This is a genomic window from Streptomyces sp. NBC_01390 (assembly GCF_045040105.1).
Lineage (GTDB): Bacteria > Actinomycetota > Actinomycetes > Streptomycetales > Streptomycetaceae > Streptomyces.
Genome location: NZ_CP109551.1, coordinates 152,972 through 169,397, shown reverse-complemented (window position 1 = coordinate 169,397; position 16,426 = coordinate 152,972). Strand labels below are relative to the sequence as shown.

14 protein-coding genes and 1 pseudogene are annotated in these 16,426 nt (G+C 70.0%); 3 read left to right on the top strand and 12 right to left on the bottom strand.

Annotation, left to right across the window (positions count from 1 at the left end; all coding sequences use genetic code 11):
• Positions 1 to 15: 15 nt before the first annotated feature.
• The 7 genes and pseudogenes from OG241_RS00790 to OG241_RS00760 form a co-directional block, all read right to left on the bottom strand.
• A pseudogene (locus OG241_RS00790) lies at positions 16 to 1,337 on the bottom strand (AMP-binding protein); the annotation flags it as partial.
• 56 nt (positions 1,338 to 1,393) lie between these two features.
• Complete coding sequence (locus tag OG241_RS00785; protein WP_405812806.1) at positions 1,394 to 1,708, bottom strand: glycosyltransferase; 315 nt, start codon at positions 1,706 to 1,708, stop codon at positions 1,394 to 1,396.
• A gap of 15 nt (positions 1,709 to 1,723) precedes the next feature.
• The gene (locus tag OG241_RS00780) at positions 1,724 to 3,736 is read right to left on the bottom strand and encodes a carbamoyltransferase (RefSeq protein ID WP_405825985.1); all 2,013 of its coding nucleotides are present in this window, start codon (positions 3,734 to 3,736) and stop codon (positions 1,724 to 1,726) included.
• Positions 3,737 to 4,160: 424 nt separating this feature from the next.
• Positions 4,161 to 4,904, bottom strand: coding sequence for an NAD-dependent epimerase/dehydratase family protein (locus tag OG241_RS00775; RefSeq protein WP_405812804.1), 744 nt, complete (start codon positions 4,902 to 4,904; stop codon positions 4,161 to 4,163).
• Positions 4,904 to 5,953, bottom strand: a complete 1,050-nt coding sequence (locus OG241_RS00770) for a Gfo/Idh/MocA family protein (protein ID WP_405812803.1) — start codon at positions 5,951 to 5,953, stop codon at positions 4,904 to 4,906. Before OG241_RS00770 ends, OG241_RS00775 begins: the two co-directional genes overlap by 1 nt.
• Complete coding sequence (locus OG241_RS00765) at positions 5,953 to 7,455, bottom strand: NDP-hexose 2,3-dehydratase family protein (protein WP_405812801.1); 1,503 nt, start codon at positions 7,453 to 7,455, stop codon at positions 5,953 to 5,955. Before OG241_RS00765 ends, OG241_RS00770 begins: the two co-directional genes overlap by 1 nt.
• A gap of 355 nt (positions 7,456 to 7,810) precedes the next feature.
• Entirely contained in the window at positions 7,811 to 9,064 is a 1,254-nt protein-coding gene (locus tag OG241_RS00760) for a glycosyltransferase (RefSeq protein ID WP_405812800.1), read from the bottom strand.
• Between the two features lie 392 nt (positions 9,065 to 9,456).
• On the opposite strand from OG241_RS00760, the gene OG241_RS00755 reads away from it, so the two are divergent.
• Entirely contained in the window at positions 9,457 to 11,079 is a 1,623-nt protein-coding gene (locus OG241_RS00755; protein ID WP_405825983.1) for an ISAzo13 family transposase, read from the top strand.
• A 75-nt stretch (positions 11,080 to 11,154) separates the two neighbouring features.
• Here OG241_RS00755 and OG241_RS00750 read toward each other — a convergent pair whose 3' ends face one another.
• From OG241_RS00750 to OG241_RS00730, 5 genes are all read right to left on the bottom strand, one after another.
• Complete coding sequence (locus OG241_RS00750) at positions 11,155 to 11,343, bottom strand: hypothetical protein (protein ID WP_405812798.1); 189 nt, start codon at positions 11,341 to 11,343, stop codon at positions 11,155 to 11,157.
• An 87-nt stretch (positions 11,344 to 11,430) separates the two neighbouring features.
• The gene (locus OG241_RS00745; protein WP_405812796.1) at positions 11,431 to 12,144 is read right to left on the bottom strand and encodes an ISAs1 family transposase; all 714 of its coding nucleotides are present in this window, start codon (positions 12,142 to 12,144) and stop codon (positions 11,431 to 11,433) included.
• A gap of 542 nt (positions 12,145 to 12,686) precedes the next feature.
• Positions 12,687 to 13,355: an O-methyltransferase gene (locus OG241_RS00740; protein WP_405812794.1), complete on the bottom strand. Its 669-nt coding sequence runs from the start codon at positions 13,353 to 13,355 to the stop codon at positions 12,687 to 12,689.
• A gap of 149 nt (positions 13,356 to 13,504) precedes the next feature.
• A complete protein-coding gene (locus OG241_RS00735) occupies positions 13,505 to 13,828 on the bottom strand; it encodes a hypothetical protein (protein ID WP_405812793.1) in 324 nt (107 codons plus the stop codon).
• Between the two features lie 19 nt (positions 13,829 to 13,847).
• The gene (locus OG241_RS00730; protein ID WP_405812791.1) at positions 13,848 to 14,633 is read right to left on the bottom strand and encodes a thioesterase II family protein; all 786 of its coding nucleotides are present in this window, start codon (positions 14,631 to 14,633) and stop codon (positions 13,848 to 13,850) included.
• Positions 14,634 to 14,839: 206 nt separating this feature from the next.
• Between OG241_RS00730 and OG241_RS00725 the strand changes: the two genes are divergently transcribed.
• Together OG241_RS00725 and OG241_RS00720 are read left to right on the top strand one after the other, a co-directional pair.
• On the top strand, positions 14,840 to 15,664 hold the full coding sequence (locus OG241_RS00725) for a metallophosphoesterase family protein (protein ID WP_405812790.1): 825 nt from the start codon (positions 14,840 to 14,842) through the stop codon (positions 15,662 to 15,664).
• On the top strand, positions 15,661 to 16,341 hold the full coding sequence (locus OG241_RS00720; protein WP_405812789.1) for a 4'-phosphopantetheinyl transferase: 681 nt from the start codon (positions 15,661 to 15,663) through the stop codon (positions 16,339 to 16,341). Before OG241_RS00725 ends, OG241_RS00720 begins: the two co-directional genes overlap by 4 nt.
• Positions 16,342 to 16,426 lie beyond the last annotated feature (85 nt).

Genomic DNA, 16,426 nt, shown 5'->3' with positions numbered 1-16,426 from the left:
AGACCCCGGGGGGCCTCAGTCGCCCGACTGGATGTGGGCGATCAACTCCCTCTTCGGGGCCTTTCCGCTGGGGCCGAGCGGGAAGGCGTCGACGAACAGCACCACGCGTGGGTATTTGTAGGCGGCCATCCTTTCCTTCGCCCATGCCACGATCTCGGCGGCGAGCGCGTACACCTCCTCGCCGTGGACCTTGTGCGGGATGCCGATGACTGCGACCTGGTCGATCGCCGGGTGGTGGGTGAGCGTCTCCTCCACCTCGCGGGGATACACGTTGTAGCCGCCGCGCAGCACCATGTCCTTCCCGGCGGTCGCCTCCGGCCGGTTGAGACAGCCGGCCATCATGTTGTGCCCCCGGATCACGACCTCGCCCCGCTCACCGGCGGGCAACAGCTCGATCGCGTCGTCGACGTCCGCCTTGGCGATCTCGACGTCGACACCCCAGATCGGCCGGCCCACGGTGCCCGGTCTGCGCGGCCACGCCTTCTGGTCGTAGGCCACCACCGGAGAGGTCTCGGTCAGGCCGTAGCCCTCGTAGATCGGGCAGCCGAACGTCGCCTCGAACTCGTCGAGCACCTTCACCGGCAGCGCCGCGCCGCCCGAGAACGCGCGGTCGAGCTTCGTCGGCCCCGGGTCGCTCCGCGCCTCGGCGAGCAGGGCCAGATACATGGTCGGGACGCCCATGAACAGCGTGCAGTGCTCACTCGCCATGAGGTCCAGTGCCTGCCGCGCGTCGAACCTGGGCATCAGCACCAGAGTCGCCACTGCCTGGAAGCAGGTGCTCATCCCGCAGATCTGGCCGAAGGGGTGGAGGAGCGGGAGCGCGCCGAGCAGGACGTCGTCGGGTCGGAAGTCGAACGGTGACTGCAGCGTCGTGGTCACGTTCATCACGACGTTGAGACGGGTGAGCATCGCCCCCTTGGGTCGCCCGGTCGTGCCGGAGGTGTAGAGGACGACCGCGAGGTCCCCCGGGGCGCGCGGGACTTACCGCTCGATGGGCGTGGCCGACTCCGCGAGCGCGTCGAGGCGCGGCGGATCACCCCTCTCCTGCCCCTCCTCCTGGGTCACTGTGGACAAGGGCGTGTCGGTGACCGCCGCGCCCTTGCCGCCCTCGGGCAGCAGGGGCGCGGCGCAGATCAGCGCCTTCGCGCCCGAGTCGCGCACGACGTAGGCGATCTCGTCCGCCCTGAGCAGCGCGTGCACCGGTATGGCCACCGCGCCCAGCGCGAGGACGCCATCGGGAAGTGCGGTGTGTTGGGCAGAAGCAGGGCGACCTTGTCGTCGGGGCCGACGCCGTGGTCGCGCAGCACGGCCGCGTAACGCCGGGCGCCGGCCCACAGTGTTGGCGTTCAGGGAACGGACCATGCCGAGCCCCTGGTCGACCTGCCTCCGCAGCTCACCCTGCGAGTGGGACAGCTGTGCCACGGCGGCACGTATCTCGGTGCGCGCGTCTGCTCAGATCGACGGCCCACGCCGCAGGGCGGCCCGCACCATCGGATCGCGCAGCACCGACTCGGTGAAGCCGGCGGGCAGCGCTTCGAGAGCCGGAACCGGCCCGGTCGGCCAAGCCCCTGAACTCCACCCCGGCTGCCGGCACCACCTCGTGCCCGCGAGCCTTCAGCTCAACGCCGAGCATCACGAACGGCTGCACGTCACCGCGCGAACCAATGGTCAGCAGGACGATCCGTGTCGCTCTCCTCGAGTTCGTCACTCCGCCGGACGGGCGTCAGGCCGGGGTCAGAGTCAGGTACCGCTGCTGCCAGAGTTCGTACAGCTCGGCACGCACCTCGTCGGGGACGACGCCGGCCTCCTTCGCCAGCTCGCCGACGGTGCGCACGCCGTCCACGACGCTGAGCAGCGTGAACAGCTCCTCCGACATCCTGGTCACCGGGGCTCCGGCGTAGTCCAGGGAGATCTCGTGCCAGGCGGGACCTGCTGCGGTGGCCCCGGTGCCGAGTCGGCGCGCCAGCCTGGTCACCGGCCGCAACCGGGGAACGAGCGCGTCCAGGTCGGCCGATGGGTCCGCCGAACGGCGGCGTACCAGGAAGTCCTCGACCACCAGGTAATCCAGATCGGTGGTGAGGAAGCACGCCGCAACGTCGTCGATGGTCTGCACGATCGGCTCTGCGTTGTTGTTGAAGGACGTGTTGAGCAGCACCGGTGTCCCGGTGCGCTCGCCGAAGGCCGCGACGAGCCGGTGGAACCGTTCGTTCGCGACCGGGTCGACGACCTGCACTCGCGCGGTGCCGTCGATGTGGGTGACCGCGCCCAGTTCCGGCCGGCGCTCCTCGCGGACGGGAACCACGTAGGACATGAAGTCGTAGTTCGCCTCGGTGGCGGGCAGGTCGAAGTAGTCGGCGGCGGCCTCGGCGGTGACCACGGGCGCGAACGGCCGGTAGCTCTCCCGCTGCTTCACCATCGCGTTGATCCTGGTCTGGTTCTCCGCCGGCCGGGCGTCCGCGATGATGCTCCGGTTGCCCAGCGCCCGCGGGCCGAACTCCGAACGTCCTTGCGCCCAGCCCAGGACCGCGCCGTCGGCCAGTAGTCCGGCCGCGACCGGCACGATGTCCTCGTGCCGCTCGAAGTCGAGCACCGCACCCCACGCGCCCAGGCGGTCGTGGACCTCCGCCTCGGTACCCAGCGCGGGGCCCGAGCTCGCGGTGCGGGACCGGCGGACCGGCCGGGCCGCACCGCCCAGCTGGTCGGCCGCGAGGAAGGCGGCACCCTCGCTCGCGCCGGCGTCGTGCGACGCCGGGTGCACGAACACCTCGCGGAACAGCCCGGAGCGCAGGATGTTGCCGTTCAGGGTGGAATTGTGGGCCACGCCGCCGCCGAAACACAGCCGGGACAGGCCGGTCGACTCGGCCCAGTGCGTCAGCACGTGCAGCACGATCTTTTCCAGCGCCTCCTGGGTCGCGGCGGCGAAGTCCTTGTGCTGCTGGGTGAACGGCTCGCCCTTGCGGCGCGGCGTGATGCCCTTCGCGAGCATCGACGGGCCGACCAGGTCGGGCACCGTCATGTTCGGCAGCAGGTTGTAGTCGCCCTTGTCGCCCAACAGGTACAGCGAGCTGACGGCGTCGCGGAAGGTCGCCGGGTCGCCGTAGGGTGCCAGGCCCATCACCTTGTACTCGTCGCCGAAGCCGTAGCCGAGCAGCTGGGTGGCGTTGAGGTAGAGCATGCCCAGTGACTTGAAGATCGGGTAGTCAGCCAGCTTCTCCAGCTGTGCCCCGCCCGCCCGGTAGACGGTGCCGGAGTTCTCCTCGCCGCGGCCGTCCAGAACCAGCACCAGCGACTCCGGCATCCCGGACCGGGCCACCGCCGCTATCGCGTGCGCGTCGTGGTGCGGGGTGAAGACGAGCTTGTCGTCGTCGAGATCCCAGTCGAACTCCTCGGCGAACCACTGCTTGATCAGCTGGCGGCAGTACACCGTGGGCACCTTCGGGTACACGGTGTAGAAGAAGTTGAGCGTGGTGTCGACGAAGTCCTCACGGAAGTAGTACGCCACGCCGTCGAGCTGGTCGGCCGTCACCCCCGCCACATCAAGGCACGCGCGGATCGCGTTGACCGGGAACTTGGTGGTCTTCTTGATCCGGTTGAACCGTTCCTCCTCGACGGCGGCGATCACCTCGCCGTCCCGCACCAGACACGCGGCCGAGTCGTGGAACATCTGGTCCGGCATGAGGGGGACCAGATCCGAGTCCCGCGCGGAGAAGTTTCCGCTCAACCCGAGCACCAACATCGTGACCACCCCAACTCGTCCTTGAATTGACAACCCGCCTGCCGTCAGGCTGCGGCCCCTGCCGGACCACGACACTGAGTGGATGCGGGCCCTGAGAGTTCTTCTGGAGCCTAGGCAGGACGGATAGCGTATGAATATCGCCGACGGCTGGACCGGACGCGCCCGGTCAGGACGACAATCCGTTGCGCGGCAGCGGAAATTGACATCGCAGGCTCAGGGCTCCCGGTGGCGTCCGTGGCCGGCAGGGTGGCCATGAAGGCGATCCGCACGGCCCGCGCTCTTGAGGCCGCGGAGCTCGGCCTCACCGAGTTCGACAAACAGTTCGGCGCGCAATACCCCGGCTCGGTCGATAGATCGGGTGCACCACCAATGCGATCGAATCCATCGACTTCCGGCCGGCGGGAAACACCGGCTGGGGGCGAGCTCAGCCGGCGTAGTCGGCCACGTACCGGTCGAGCAGCCGATCGAGGTGGCCGGCGCCGCCCGGCAGGACGGCGGTCGGCAGCAGGGCCCGCAACCGGGCGGTGGAGACCGCCGTGCGCACCGGCGGGGCGTCGACGACCTCGAGCCGGGCCGGCAGGCCCATCCGAGCCCGCACCCCGGCGGCGATCGCGGTCACCGGAACCGGTGTGCCGGAGGCGACGTGCACCACCTCGCCGTGCACGCCGGCCGCCAGCAGACCGTCCACAGCGGACACGACATCGCGCACGTCGACCAGATCTCGGTAGGTGTCCCGGTACAGCCGGACGGTTCCCGAACGCACCTGCTCGACGAACGCGGGCAGCAGTTGGTGCGGCCGCTGTCGTGCGCCGACGACGTGCGCCAGCCGCAGCACGAGCCACTTCGCGCCCGAGTCCGCCACCTGCCGCTCCAGCCCGAGTTTGTGCAACCCGTAGGGCGAACTCGGCGAGACGGGTTCCCGTTCCTCCACGATGTGGTCGGTCGCGCCGTACATCGCGTGCGACGCGGTCGACAGCACCACCGCGGTCAGGTTCTCTCGCAGGCAGCGCTGCGTCACATCGACCATGAGCGCCCGCTCCCTGGCGAACTCCGCCGGATCGGTCACCCCCGTGCTGGACACACCGGCGGCCACCACGACAGCGTGCGGGTGCCGGTCGGCGATCGTGCTGAGGTGGCTTGCCATGAAGCCCCGGCCGATGACGAGCATCAGTGTCCTCCGGACACGGTGACGACGCGAGCGGATGCCCTGATGGCGTCGAGAAGTTCGGCGGTGCGCAGGGTGTCGGCGTTGGACGCCGCTGCCGAGTTCGGCAAGTCGGCTCGGCGGTCTCGGACCTCGGCGGTGAAGGCGGCAGCCGATCGGGCGAACTGGTCGGCGGCCGGCGTCACGATCTCCTCGGCATGGTCCTGTTCATCGATGCGCAGCACCGGCTGGTGGGTCGCGGGTGGGGTGAACGCGCGCTCCAGCAGCAGCTGGGCGGCCGAGCCCCACAGCCGGTAGCGGGAACCGTAGGCGTGCCGGAAGCCGAACTCGGCCGTCACGAGCACGGCGCCGGTCGTGAGCAGCACGCTGCCGGACACGTCGACTCCGGTGACCGGATCCACGTGCAGCGCCGCGCCGGCGACCTCGATCTCGTTGCCGAACAACAGTTGTGCCGCCCGGATCGGGTAGACACCGACGTCCAGCAGCGCCCCGCCGCCCAGTTCGGGCCGGTAACGCACGTCGGCGGCGGGAAGCGGCGGGAAGCAGAACGAGCTGGTGAAGTGCCGAGGCTCGCCGATTCGACCGGCGGTCACCAGGTTCCGTACGACGGCGTGCACCGGGTGGTGCAGGAACGTGAAGTTCTCGCGCAGTACGAGGTTGTTCACTTCTGCCAGGCGCACCAGATCAGCGGTGTCGGCGGCGCACGTCGTCAGCGGTTTCTCCGCCAGGACGTGCTTTCCGGCCGCGAGCGCGGCCGCAGTCCACTCGTGATGGAGGGAGTTCGGCAGCGGGACGTAGACGGCGTCGATGTCGGCGCGCTCCAACAGCGCCGCGTACCCTTCGACCGGCTCGCCACCGAACCGCTCGGTGAACACCGCGGCCCTGGACCGATCCCGGCTCGCGATGGCCGCGACCGACACCCCGGGCGTACCGGTCAGCGCAGGCAGCATTCGCCGCCACGCGGTGGATGCCGCCCCCAGCACACCGATCCGTACCGTCGCCGCCGGGTCGAAGTCCGCTCCGGGGGCGGGTTCCGCGAGAGGCCGGACCATCAGGCGCCCCCACCCGGCGCGACCGGACTGTCGTCATCGAGGCGAGCCACGAGGCTGTGCAGGCACGCCACCAGAGTGCGGGCCTGCACGTTCACGTAGTGGCTGTGCCGTAGCAACCCGACGATCTGGGCCATGGTCATCCACCGGTGCCGGGCCGGTCCGGCACCGTTCGCCACCACCGGGTCGACCTCGACGATTACATACCGGGTACGGGCGTGGAAGAACCGTCCGCCCTCCTCGGAGAGCTCGGTGTCGAACCGGATCCGGTCGGCCGGCGCGGCCAGCAGGTCGTCCAGGAAGGGCGGCCTGGCCTCGGCCGGCAGGTGCTCGTAGCTGTCCGGCGTGCACTGCACCGTCGGCGCCAGCTCGACGAAGTCCAGGTGTCCCGGCTCCACCTGGACGCCGACCAGTATGTGCAACACCCCGGAGAACCGGGCGACCAGGAACGCCACGACGCCGAGCCCGTGCGGGGCGATGATCGGCTGCGTCCAGCTGTCGATCTCGCGGCCCCCGCCGTCCACCGCGACCGCGCGGATGTCGAAGAAGACGCCCGTGTCGTGAGTGATCCGGTCGGGCTGCCGGCGCCAGCCGCGCACCTCGCGCAGCGGGATCGGGGTGGCCTCGACCTCGCGGCGGGACCGCAGGTCGGTGATCCAGCTCAGGATCTCGCCGTCGGTGTGCAGTGCGCCCCACTCCGTTCCGATCGACCGCACGAGGGCCGCCCGGAACCCGGACGCGCCACAGCCCAGCTCGCCCACGAGGTTCGGTCCGGAGAAGGACAGGCAGGACAGCACTGTGCGCGTGTTCATGTTGACCAGGTGGTCCTCGGTGAGCAGCGCGTGCACCTGGCCCAGTGACAGCCAGCAGAAGCCGGGAAGCACCTCGACGTCCGCGGTGGCCTCCACGACGATGTTGCGGTTGCGTTTGCGGTAGAACCACGAGCCTTGCTCGGTCTGCAGCACGTCGGCGAGCACCGACTGCGGTGGCGCGGACAGGAACATGTCCAAATAGGGCACCGGGCGCCCGCGGTGTACGGCGGTGTAGTTGCTCTGCGTGGCCTGCACGGTCGGGGACAGTTGCAACACGTTGCAGTTGCCCGGCTCCATCTTGGCCTGCATGAGGCAGTGCAGCACCCCGTCGAACTCCTTGACCAGGATGCCCAGCACGCCGGTCTCCGGCTGATTGATGATCGGCTGCGACCAGCTCGCCACTGGGCCGTGAGCGGCGGCCACCGACAGGCCCTCGATGGCGAAGAACTTTCCGCTGTCGTGCACCAGGTTGCCGGTGTCGTCAGCGAAACGCCAGCCGACCAGGTCGGCGAAGTCGATACCGGTGACCGTGGTGGTCCTGGCCACGGCCAGCCGTTCGGCGAACCAGGACCGGAAGTCCGGTGTGGCCGTCACGGTGCCCTGGGTGGACAGTGCTGATCGGACGACACGCAGCGCCGCCGACGGGTCGTGGGTCCGAAGCAGACCACCGGGGATGACCGGGGATGCGGTCATTCGGACTCCTTCGTGGATACCCCGACCTTCAGGCCGGGAAGAGAACGAACTTCTGCGGAGCAGGACAGGAAACGGGGTTCACCCGGAGGGCGAACGAACGTCGTGTGCGTTCGGTCAGCCGCTCCGGGGCGGAACCAAGCTGCGGACCGGCCTACCACCGGGCCGGCGGGGATGAAGACTGCGGAGCTCGTGCAAGACCGATGGCCGGCACTGCGGCCATCGCCGTGGAAGCGGGTCGACAACGGGCCGTGAAGCAGAAAGGGCGACTCGCGAGGGTCGGATCTCCCCGCTGAAGCCAGAAGAGCGGTCAAGGTTCCTCCAGTTGCGGCTGGGGAAGGGCTGCCACCGGAAGCCGTCAGCGCCCGGTGACGGCGTGCTTCTCGATGACGTCCGCGGCGGCGGCCACGCCTCGATCAGCGCACACCGCCTCCGCCAGCGCCGCCGCCCGAGTGGCGATCGCCGGATCGTCGACGGCGGTTCGCACGGCGGCGGTCAGCCGGTCGCCGGTCAGCTTGGAGAACGGCACCGGCGGCGGTGCGACGCCCAGCGTGGCCATCCGGCTCGCCCACACCGGCTGGTCGGCATAGCAAGGTACGACGACCTGTGGCACGCCGGCGGACACCACGGACGCGGTGGTGCCCTGGCCGCCGTGGTGCAGTACGGCGGCGGCGCGGGGCAGCAGCCAGACGAAGTCGGCGCTTTCGGTCCGGATCGCCTCGACGCCGGCGGGCAGCGGGCCGACCGGGCCGCCGACGACCACCAGCCGGTGTCCGGTCGCCGCCGCTGCCGCCACGCTCGCCGCGAGCAGGCCGGGACCGTCCACCGCCCAGGCGCTGCCGAAGGTGGCCACCAGCGGCGGATCGCCGCGTTCGACGAACTCGGTCACCTCCGCCGGATTGTCCCAACGCACGTCGTCCGACCAGTACCCGGTGATGTGACACTGCTCCGGCCAGTCCGCGGGCGGCGCGAACACGTGCGGGCTGAACTGGTACAGCAGCGGCCGGGTGACCCCGTCGTCACGGAAGGGTGAGCGGAGCCCCAGTTTCGGCAGCCCGGCGGCGGTCCGGCCGCGGTTCACGCTGGGCCGGTACACCAGCCACTCCAACGTGCCCATGGCCCGGTGGGTGAACCGGTTGTAACCGCCGCCCAGCGACAGCTCCGGCGCTCCCAGCGCGGGCCACGCGGCGGTCTCGGTCACCGGCCAGGACGCGACCGAACACCACGGCACGTCCGGCCGGCCCAGCGCGCCGATCCGGGTCAGCGTGGTGTTGACGACCATGTCCGCACCCTCGCCGGCGGCCACCATCTCGTCGATCAGGGCCTGCTGCTGAGCACCGGTCAGCTGTGGCGCCGCCCTGGCCATCCGGTAGATCGACGGCCCACGCCGCAAGGCGGCCTGCACCTTCGGATCGCGCAGCACCGAGTCGGCGTACCCGGCGGGCAGCGCCTCGAGAGCCCGGAAGCCGAGACCGGCCTTGTCGGCCAAGCTCCTGAACTCCGCTCCGGCTGCCAGCACCACCTCGTGCCCACGAGCCATCAGCTCAACGCCGAGCACCACGAACGGCTGCACGTCACCGCGCGAACCAATGGTCAGCAGGACGATCCGCATCGTTCTCCTCGAGTCCGTCACTCCGCCGGACGGGCGTCAGGCCGGGGTCAGCGTCAGGTACCGCTGCTGCCGGTGGTCCTCGCCCGTCGATGAGCTGACAGCCCGTCCGCCATCGAGCAGTCCCGGCCAGGCCGAGCCTAGGCAGGACGGATAGCGTTTGAATATCGCCGGACAGCGGAACCCGGCAACCATGACATACCGGGCATCTCGTGTTCGCCGCGAAGTGCTCACTCGTCTCGCCTTACTCGTTCCGTGTGGTCGTGCCGGTCAGTGGAATCCAGCACGCTGCCGTACTCCCGCACCCAGGGGCCTGCCGATCAATAACTCTTAGGTTTTCGTGGGCTGTTGGGTCGTAGGATGCGGGGGTGTCGGAGGGGACGAAGGCAGAGTTGGTGGATGCGTTCGGGCTGTTGCTGCCGCATCTCGATGAACGCCAGCAGCGCCTGATGCTGGGCGCCGCGGCCCGCGTTCTGGGCCACGGCGGGATCCGCATGGTGGCCGGAGCGGCCGGGGTGGCGGAGTCCACGGTGTCGCGCGGGAAGCGGGAGCTGGAGCACGCGGAGGAGCCCGCCGGCCGGGTCCGGGCGCCGGGCGCGGGGCGGAAGCCCTTGCGGGAGGCCGATCCGGGGCTGGTGCCCGCGTTGCTGGCGCTGGTCGAGCCGGACCAGCGCGGCGACCCGGAGTCTCCGCTGCTTTGGACGGTGAGGTCCACCCGGAATCTGGCGGCCGAGCTGACGCGCCAGGGGCACCGGGTCGCTTCGGACACGGTGGCCACGCTGTTGAAGGCGGAGGGCTTCTCCCTGCAGGGCACCTCGAGGACCACCGAAGGGGCCCGGCATCCGGACCGGGACGCCCAGTTCCGCTACATCAACGACCAGGTCACGGCGTACCTTGCCGACGGGCAGCCGGTGATCAGCGTGGATGCCAAGAAGAAGGAGACGCTGGGCAACTACGCGGTCATCGGACGCGAGTGGCACCGCGCCGGGAAGCCGGTGCAGGTCCGTGCGCACGACTTCCCCGAGAAGGGTGCCCAGAAAGCGGTGCCGTACGGGATCTACGACATCGGCGCGGATACCGGCTGGGTGTCGGTGGGCTGCGACGGGGACACCTCTGCCTTCGCGGTGGCCACTGTGCGCCGCTGGTGGAACGGTGAGGGGCGCCGCCGCTACCCGCACGCTTCCCGCCTGCTGGTCACCGCCGACGCCGGAGGCTCCAACGGCTACCGTGTGCGCGCCTGGAAGAAGGAACTCGCCGATTTCGCCTATGAGTCGGGCCTTGATGTGACTGTCTGTCACTTTCCGCCGGGAACATCGAAATGGAACAAAATAGAGCACCGGCTGTTCTCACAGATCAGTATCAACTGGCGCGGCAGGACCCTGACCAGCCACGAAGTCGTCGTCAGCACCATCGGAGCGACCACGACACGCAGCGGACTGTCCGTCCACGCCGAGCTCGACCCAGGCGCCTACCCCACCGGCGTCACCGTCCCCGACACCGTCATGGAACGCCTGCCCCTGACGCCGCACGAGTGGCACGGCACGTGGAACTACACCCTGCGGCCCGAACCGCTCGCTCCCGAATTGTCCCCACCCAGCGTCGAGTTCGGACGCTTTCTCACCGGCGACAAGCTCCCCGCCTGGTTGCGGCACCCCAGCCTCACCGGACTCGAACCCGCCGCCTTCGACGATCTCGCCGCCCGTTACCAAGCCTGGTGTGCCGAGCACCCGCCGATCTTCCTGCCCGGCAAACGCCCCGACGGCGGCCCCGGCGCCGGCAGCAGACGACTCTCCGTCGCTGACCAGCTTGTCGTCTTCCTCCTCACGAAGCGCTGGTCCATGGCCCAGACGCCCCTCGCCGAGGCAACCGGCCTGGCCAAGAGCCGGATCGGCGCGACCCTCCAGGAGGTCACCCCCGTGCTCACCGCGCTCGGGTACACGGTCCCGGCCGGCGCACTCACCGTGACCACGGCACAACAGCTCGCCGAGATCGCCGGACACGACCCCACCCTCCCGTAATCCCCATCAAGATCGACGAGTTATTGATCGGCAGGCCCCAGGGCCATTTGCGTGATCGAGATCTGTCCGGGTTCGTCAGGTGAGTCCGAGGGCTCGTAGGGGCCGGGTGTAGTCGCGGCTGGTGTGGCGGAGGGCGGCGGCGATGTTGGTCTTGCCGTTCTGGCGGAAGACGCTGATGGCGAGGTTGCGCAGGCTCGCCATGGTGTGGGGCAGGGCGCCGGTGCGGATCGTGGAGTCGTCTTCGCGGAAGGTGCGGTCCCGCACGTGGTGTAGGAGGTTTTCGATGCCCCAGTGGCCTCTGATCCAGGCGGCGAGCTCGATAGTCAGTTCCCCGGTGCTCAGGTCGCGGCGCTAGCGCACGACTTGGATCGCCTGGCGGGCGCCGGGACAGGCGATGTGGCGGAACGCGGCGACCTTGAGCCGACGGATCTCGTCGCGGGGGTGGGCCTTGTCGCGGGTGTGGTGGTCGAGTGGGATCTCGCCCCAGGGACCTTTCCTCAACTGGGCATATAGGCCGGGGTGGTTCTTCTTGACGAGGGCCAGATAGTGGGTGCCCCGCTTGCGGAGGTAGGCGCCGTGGCCGTGTTGGGTGTGCAGGGCGTCGCCGGTCAGCACGCTGCCGGTGAGGGCGATGGCGTCTGGTAGGGGCCGGAAGGCGGGGATCTCGTTGCTCTTGGAGGCGATCTGCTGCTGGGCCGGGACCACGCAGTGGTGGTCCGTCGCGGCCAGCAGCTGGATCGCGGTCGTGGTGCGGGTGCGGGAGCCGCGCACGGTCTTGCCGTCGACCGAGATCGTCCGCAGCGCGGGCTTCGAAGGCGGTTCGGACGGTTGCGGTGGTGTTGTTCTGGCCCGCAGGTAAGCGCCGATCGCCGCGTCGAGCGCGTCGCCGTCGAGGCGTTGGAGCAGACGGCGGATGGTGGCCGGATGCGGTACGGCCCGGATGCCGGTGAGCGGGTCGGGCGGGAAGCCGAGGTCGCCCAGGACGGACGGCGGGGCGTCGGTGGTCCATTCACCGATCGCGACAAGGGAGCGGGCGCCGGCCGGGGCGGCCGGGGCGGGCCGCACACGACAAAGGGCAGCATCGGATACCGCCGTCCTCGATGGCCGCGTGGATCAGGCACCCAGATCAGGAACCGACGCAGGTCAGCGGCGTCCTGCCGTGAAGGTTCGGGAGGGCCAGTTGTCCCAGCCCGGAGGGCATGACGTCACGTCATGTACGAGACCGGCGAACCGGACCGATCCCGAACATGCAATGGCCCTGGGGGTACATCGTCTCGGTATCGCGGGCCGCGAGACGGGGTCCGGCAGCAGCGCGCTCGATCCCGAGGACCGCGGGATCGTGACCCTGGCGCGCGGTTCCCCGCGCCACTGAAAGCGTCGGCCCCGCGCGCCACAAGTGTCGGTCCCATACCCCTGGAGGCGAAGTGGCATCGCCCCGTGATCGCGGACCGACCCGCCTCGACCGGAGCCCGGCCCCTGACCGCCCGGCTTGTCGACGGCGTCTTTGACGCGTCCGACGAGCAGACCCTCGTCCCCGGGGCGGTCACCCTCGACACAGGACCTCGCCGCTCGGGAGCGCGCGGCGAGGTCCCGACGTTCTCGAGCCGTCAGGCATCCTTGCGCCGTGCGAGCGTGATGCCGTCGGCCATGGTGAGCATGCTCAGCTCCACCCGCTCGTCCTCGCGCAGCCGGGCGTTGAGTTCACGCACGCCGGCGGTGTCGGCGTCCGTGAACTCCGGGTCGGCGACCCGGCCGAAGAAGAGCGTGTTGTCCACCACGACGAGGCCGCCGGGCCTGAGCAGCTCCAGGGACAGCTCGTAGTACCGCGGATAGTTCGCCTTGTCCGCGTCGATGAACACCAGGTCGAAGGTTCCCGGGCCCTCGTCGGCGAGCAGCCCCGCCAGGGTTTCGGCGGCGTCGCCCACCCGCAGGTCGATCGCGGAGTCCACCCCTGCCCGCTTCCAGTACTCCGCGCCGATCGACGGCCAGCGGTCGGTGATGTCGCAGGTCACCAGCCGTCCACCGAGGGGCAGGGCACGGGCCATGCACAGGGTGCTGTAGCCGGTGAAGGTGCCGATCTCCAGCACCGCGTTCGCCCCGGTGAGGCGGACCAGCAACGCCAGCAGCTGCCCCTCCTCGGCGGGCACCTGCATGGCCGTGCCGGCGGGCAGCCCGGCGGTCACCTCGCGCAACTCGCGCAGGACGTCGTCCTCGCGCAGCGAGGTCTCTTTCACGTACTCGAGAAGCCGTGGGGTCATGCCGATCTGCTCAGCCATGAGTGATCTCCGTCCCGGTGGGAGTCGGCGTGGAACGTGAGCCGCGCGGGGATTCCGTGCGGGAGCAGGCAGAGGTGCCGGGCGTCGACGCCAGGTGAAGGGCCCGTACGAGGGCACGTCCTGACCCGATCTGCGCGGCCCTGGGGGTCTCAGGCGCCGGCGGGTCCCAGACGCGGGGAGACCTGGGGGCGGTGGCCGCCGACACCCTCGTCGTCGGCGCCGTGCCACAGGCCGGAGTCGTAGGGCATGTCGGACACGTTCACGGCGGATCGTTCGCCCGTCACCGGGTGCGCGGGCGCCCCGCCGACAAGTTCACCGACGAGCGCGGCGACATTGGCGCGCAGCCGCTCCACGTCGTCGACCAGGTTGAGGAACACGGTCGGCTCGCCGAGCCGGGACGATCGCATCGAGTCGACGCAGCGGGCCAGCCGGTCGATGGTGCCGAGCAGTTCTCCGATGTCAGCTCCGGGCATGGCGCCCCTCCGTCTCGGCCTAAGCGGTGCCCGCGCCGGAGACCGGGAGCGAGCTGAGATGGTCGCGGACGGTGCCGTGCACCGCCTCCGGATGATCATTGAGGAAGAAGTGGCCGCCCTTGAAGACATGCGTGACGAACGGACCTTCGACGTACTCGCTCCAGGCCTCGACCTCCCGCACGGACGCGCGCGGATCGGCGTCACCGGTCAGTGCCACGACCGGGCAGCGCAGCGGCGGTCCCGGTACGTGCACGTACGTCTCCGCCGCGCGGTAGTCGCCGCGGATGGCGGGCATGACCATCTGCAGGATCTCCGGATCGGCCAGCGCCACGGCGGCGGATCCGCCCAGCAGTTCCAACTCCCGCAGGATTCCCCGGTCGTCGCGCTGGTGGACGTACTCGGTGCGCTCGAAGTGCGGCGCCCGGCGCCCCGAGAGGAACACGGTGACCGGGCTGTTCGCCCCGCCGGCCTGCTCCAGGCGGCGTGCCACCTCGTAGGCGAGGGTGGCGCCCATGCTGTGGCCGAACAGCGCCAGCGGCCGGTTGCCGGCCCGCGCCGTCAGGACCGGCAGCAGCCGGTCGACCAGTTCCGGCACGTTGTCGACGCACTTCTCGGCCCACCGGTCCTGCCTGCCCGGGTACTGCACGGACAGTACTTCCGCCGTCGGCGCCAGCGCACCCGACATGGCGTGGAAGGAACTCGCCGATCCGCCGGCATGGGGGAAACAGACCAGCTGTGTCCGGGCCTCGGGGGCAGCCACGAAGCACCGGAGCCACAGGTCCGGTTCGTCGGCGCTACGATCCATCGTCCGCTTGTCCTCCGTCCGAGTAGGTCATGCGCCGGTCGGCACGATACGGAGGTTAGGCAGCCCTGCCCACAAGCGGCCACCCCTAGCCAACCCCTACAGCCCCCAGAGTTCTGACGGGCCACCCCAGATCCACTGCCTCGGTGCGGGTGCCACCCGGTAGAAAGTGCCGTATGAGATCTTCCGGACAGGCACCAGGCAGGCTCATGGCAACAAGCGATCTTCATGTGGCCTATCCGGAGAACCGGCGGCTCACCGCTGGTATACGTCCTCACTCCGACGCCGACTGGCTGATCGTGGCCGGTGATGTCGGGGAGATTACCGAGGACTTCACGTGGGCGCTGAAGTTGTTGAGGGAACGTTTCGACACTGTTATCTGGGCACCTGGCAACCACGAACTGTGGACTCCCGCGAGTGACCCTGTCCAGTTGCGCGGCGAGGAACGTTACCTCCACCTCGTCGACATCTGTCGTGGGCTCGGGGTGCTCACGCCGGAGGACCCCTACCCCGTGTGGGAGGGGCCGGGCGGCCCCGTCACGATCGCCCCCCTCTTCGTTCTGTACGACTACAGCTTCCGCACCCCCACAGCCACGACCAAGGAGCAGGCGCTGGCCCAGGCGTACGAGGCCGGCGTGGTGTGCACCGACGAAATGCTCCTGCACCCCGATCCCTACCCGAGCCGCGAGGCGTGGTGCCAGGCCCGGGTGGCGGAGACGGAGCGCCGGCTCGCCGAGCGCGATCCGGATCTGCCGACCGTTCTGGTCAACCACTATCCCCTGGTACGGGACCCGACAAGGGTCCTGTTCCATCCGGAATTCGCCCAGTGGTGCGGAACCGAACAGACCGCCAAGTGGCATCTGCGGTACAACGCCAAGGCCGTGGTCTACGGGCATCTGCACATCCCCCGCACGACCTGGCACGACGGAGTCCGATTCGAGGAGGTCTCGGTCGGCTACCCCCGCGAACACCGGCAGCGCGGGATGCCCCGCGGCGTCCTGCGCCAGATACTTCCGGCGGTGACACCCTCGTGATCGAGCAACTTCTGCCTGCCACCACCGCCTCCGCCTGGGCCCGGGAGGACCTCACCGACACCAGCCTGTTCCCCGAGGAGGAAGCGGCGCTCGGGGACGCGGTGGACAAACGCCGCCGGGAGTACACCACCGTACGGGCCTGCGCCCGCCGAGCCCTGGCACAGCTCGGCCTGGATCCGGCCCCCGTCGTCCCGGGACACCGGGGGGCGCCGCAGTGGCCGGACGGTGTGGTCGGCAGCATGACGCACTGCGCCGGCTACCGTGCTGCCGCCGTCGCCCGTGCGAGAGACATCGCCGCCGTCGGGATCGACGCCGAACCCCACCAAGCCCTGCCGGACGGGGTGCTCGACGTCGTGGCCCGGCCCGAGGAACGCTCCTGGATCGCCGACGCCGGCAGTGGCACAGGAGTGTGCTGGGACCGGCTTCTGTTCGGCGCCAAGGAAGCCGTCTTCAAGGTCTGGTACCCGCTCACGGGCCGGGAACTGGACTTCGAGGAGGCCAGCGTCACCTTTGACCCCCGGGAACGCACCCCGGGGTACGTGTCGGGCGTCTTCGCCGCCCGGCTCCTGGTGCCCGGCCCTCGCCGGCTGACGGAACTCACCGGCCGCTGGATGGTGGGAGGCGGGCTGTCCCTTGCCACCGTCGTGCTGCCCGCCCCGGCGCCCGGACCGGGGTGACGGCTGCGAGAAGAAAGGTTCCGCCCGCTGTCCGGTCGTGTGGCGCATGTGCGCGCAGCATGCCACGGGGGACCGCGCGGTCGGC

Bases quoted from the DNA above. Each gene is read 5' to 3' on its own strand.
- OG241_RS00725 (WP_405812790.1), top strand. From the start codon at position 14,840: ATGGCAACAAGCGATCTTCATGTGGCCTATCCGGAGAACCGGCGGCTC.
- OG241_RS00765 (WP_405812801.1), bottom strand. From the start codon at position 7,455: ATGACCGCATCCCCGGTCATCCCCGGTGGTCTGCTTCGGACCCACGAC.
- OG241_RS00760 (WP_405812800.1), bottom strand. From the start codon at position 9,064: ATGCGGATCGTCCTGCTGACCATTGGTTCGCGCGGTGACGTGCAGCCG.
- OG241_RS00735 (WP_405812793.1), bottom strand. From the start codon at position 13,828: ATGCCCGGAGCTGACATCGGAGAACTGCTCGGCACCATCGACCGGCTG.
- OG241_RS00780 (WP_405825985.1), bottom strand. From the start codon at position 3,736: ATGTTGGTGCTCGGGTTGAGCGGAAACTTCTCCGCGCGGGACTCGGAT.
- OG241_RS00775 (WP_405812804.1), bottom strand. From the start codon at position 4,904: ATGCTCGTCATCGGCCGGGGCTTCATGGCAAGCCACCTCAGCACGATC.
- OG241_RS00770 (WP_405812803.1), bottom strand. From the start codon at position 5,953: ATGGTCCGGCCTCTCGCGGAACCCGCCCCCGGAGCGGACTTCGACCCG.
- OG241_RS00730 (WP_405812791.1), bottom strand. From the start codon at position 14,633: ATGGATCGTAGCGCCGACGAACCGGACCTGTGGCTCCGGTGCTTCGTG.
- OG241_RS00740 (WP_405812794.1), bottom strand. From the start codon at position 13,355: ATGGCTGAGCAGATCGGCATGACCCCACGGCTTCTCGAGTACGTGAAA.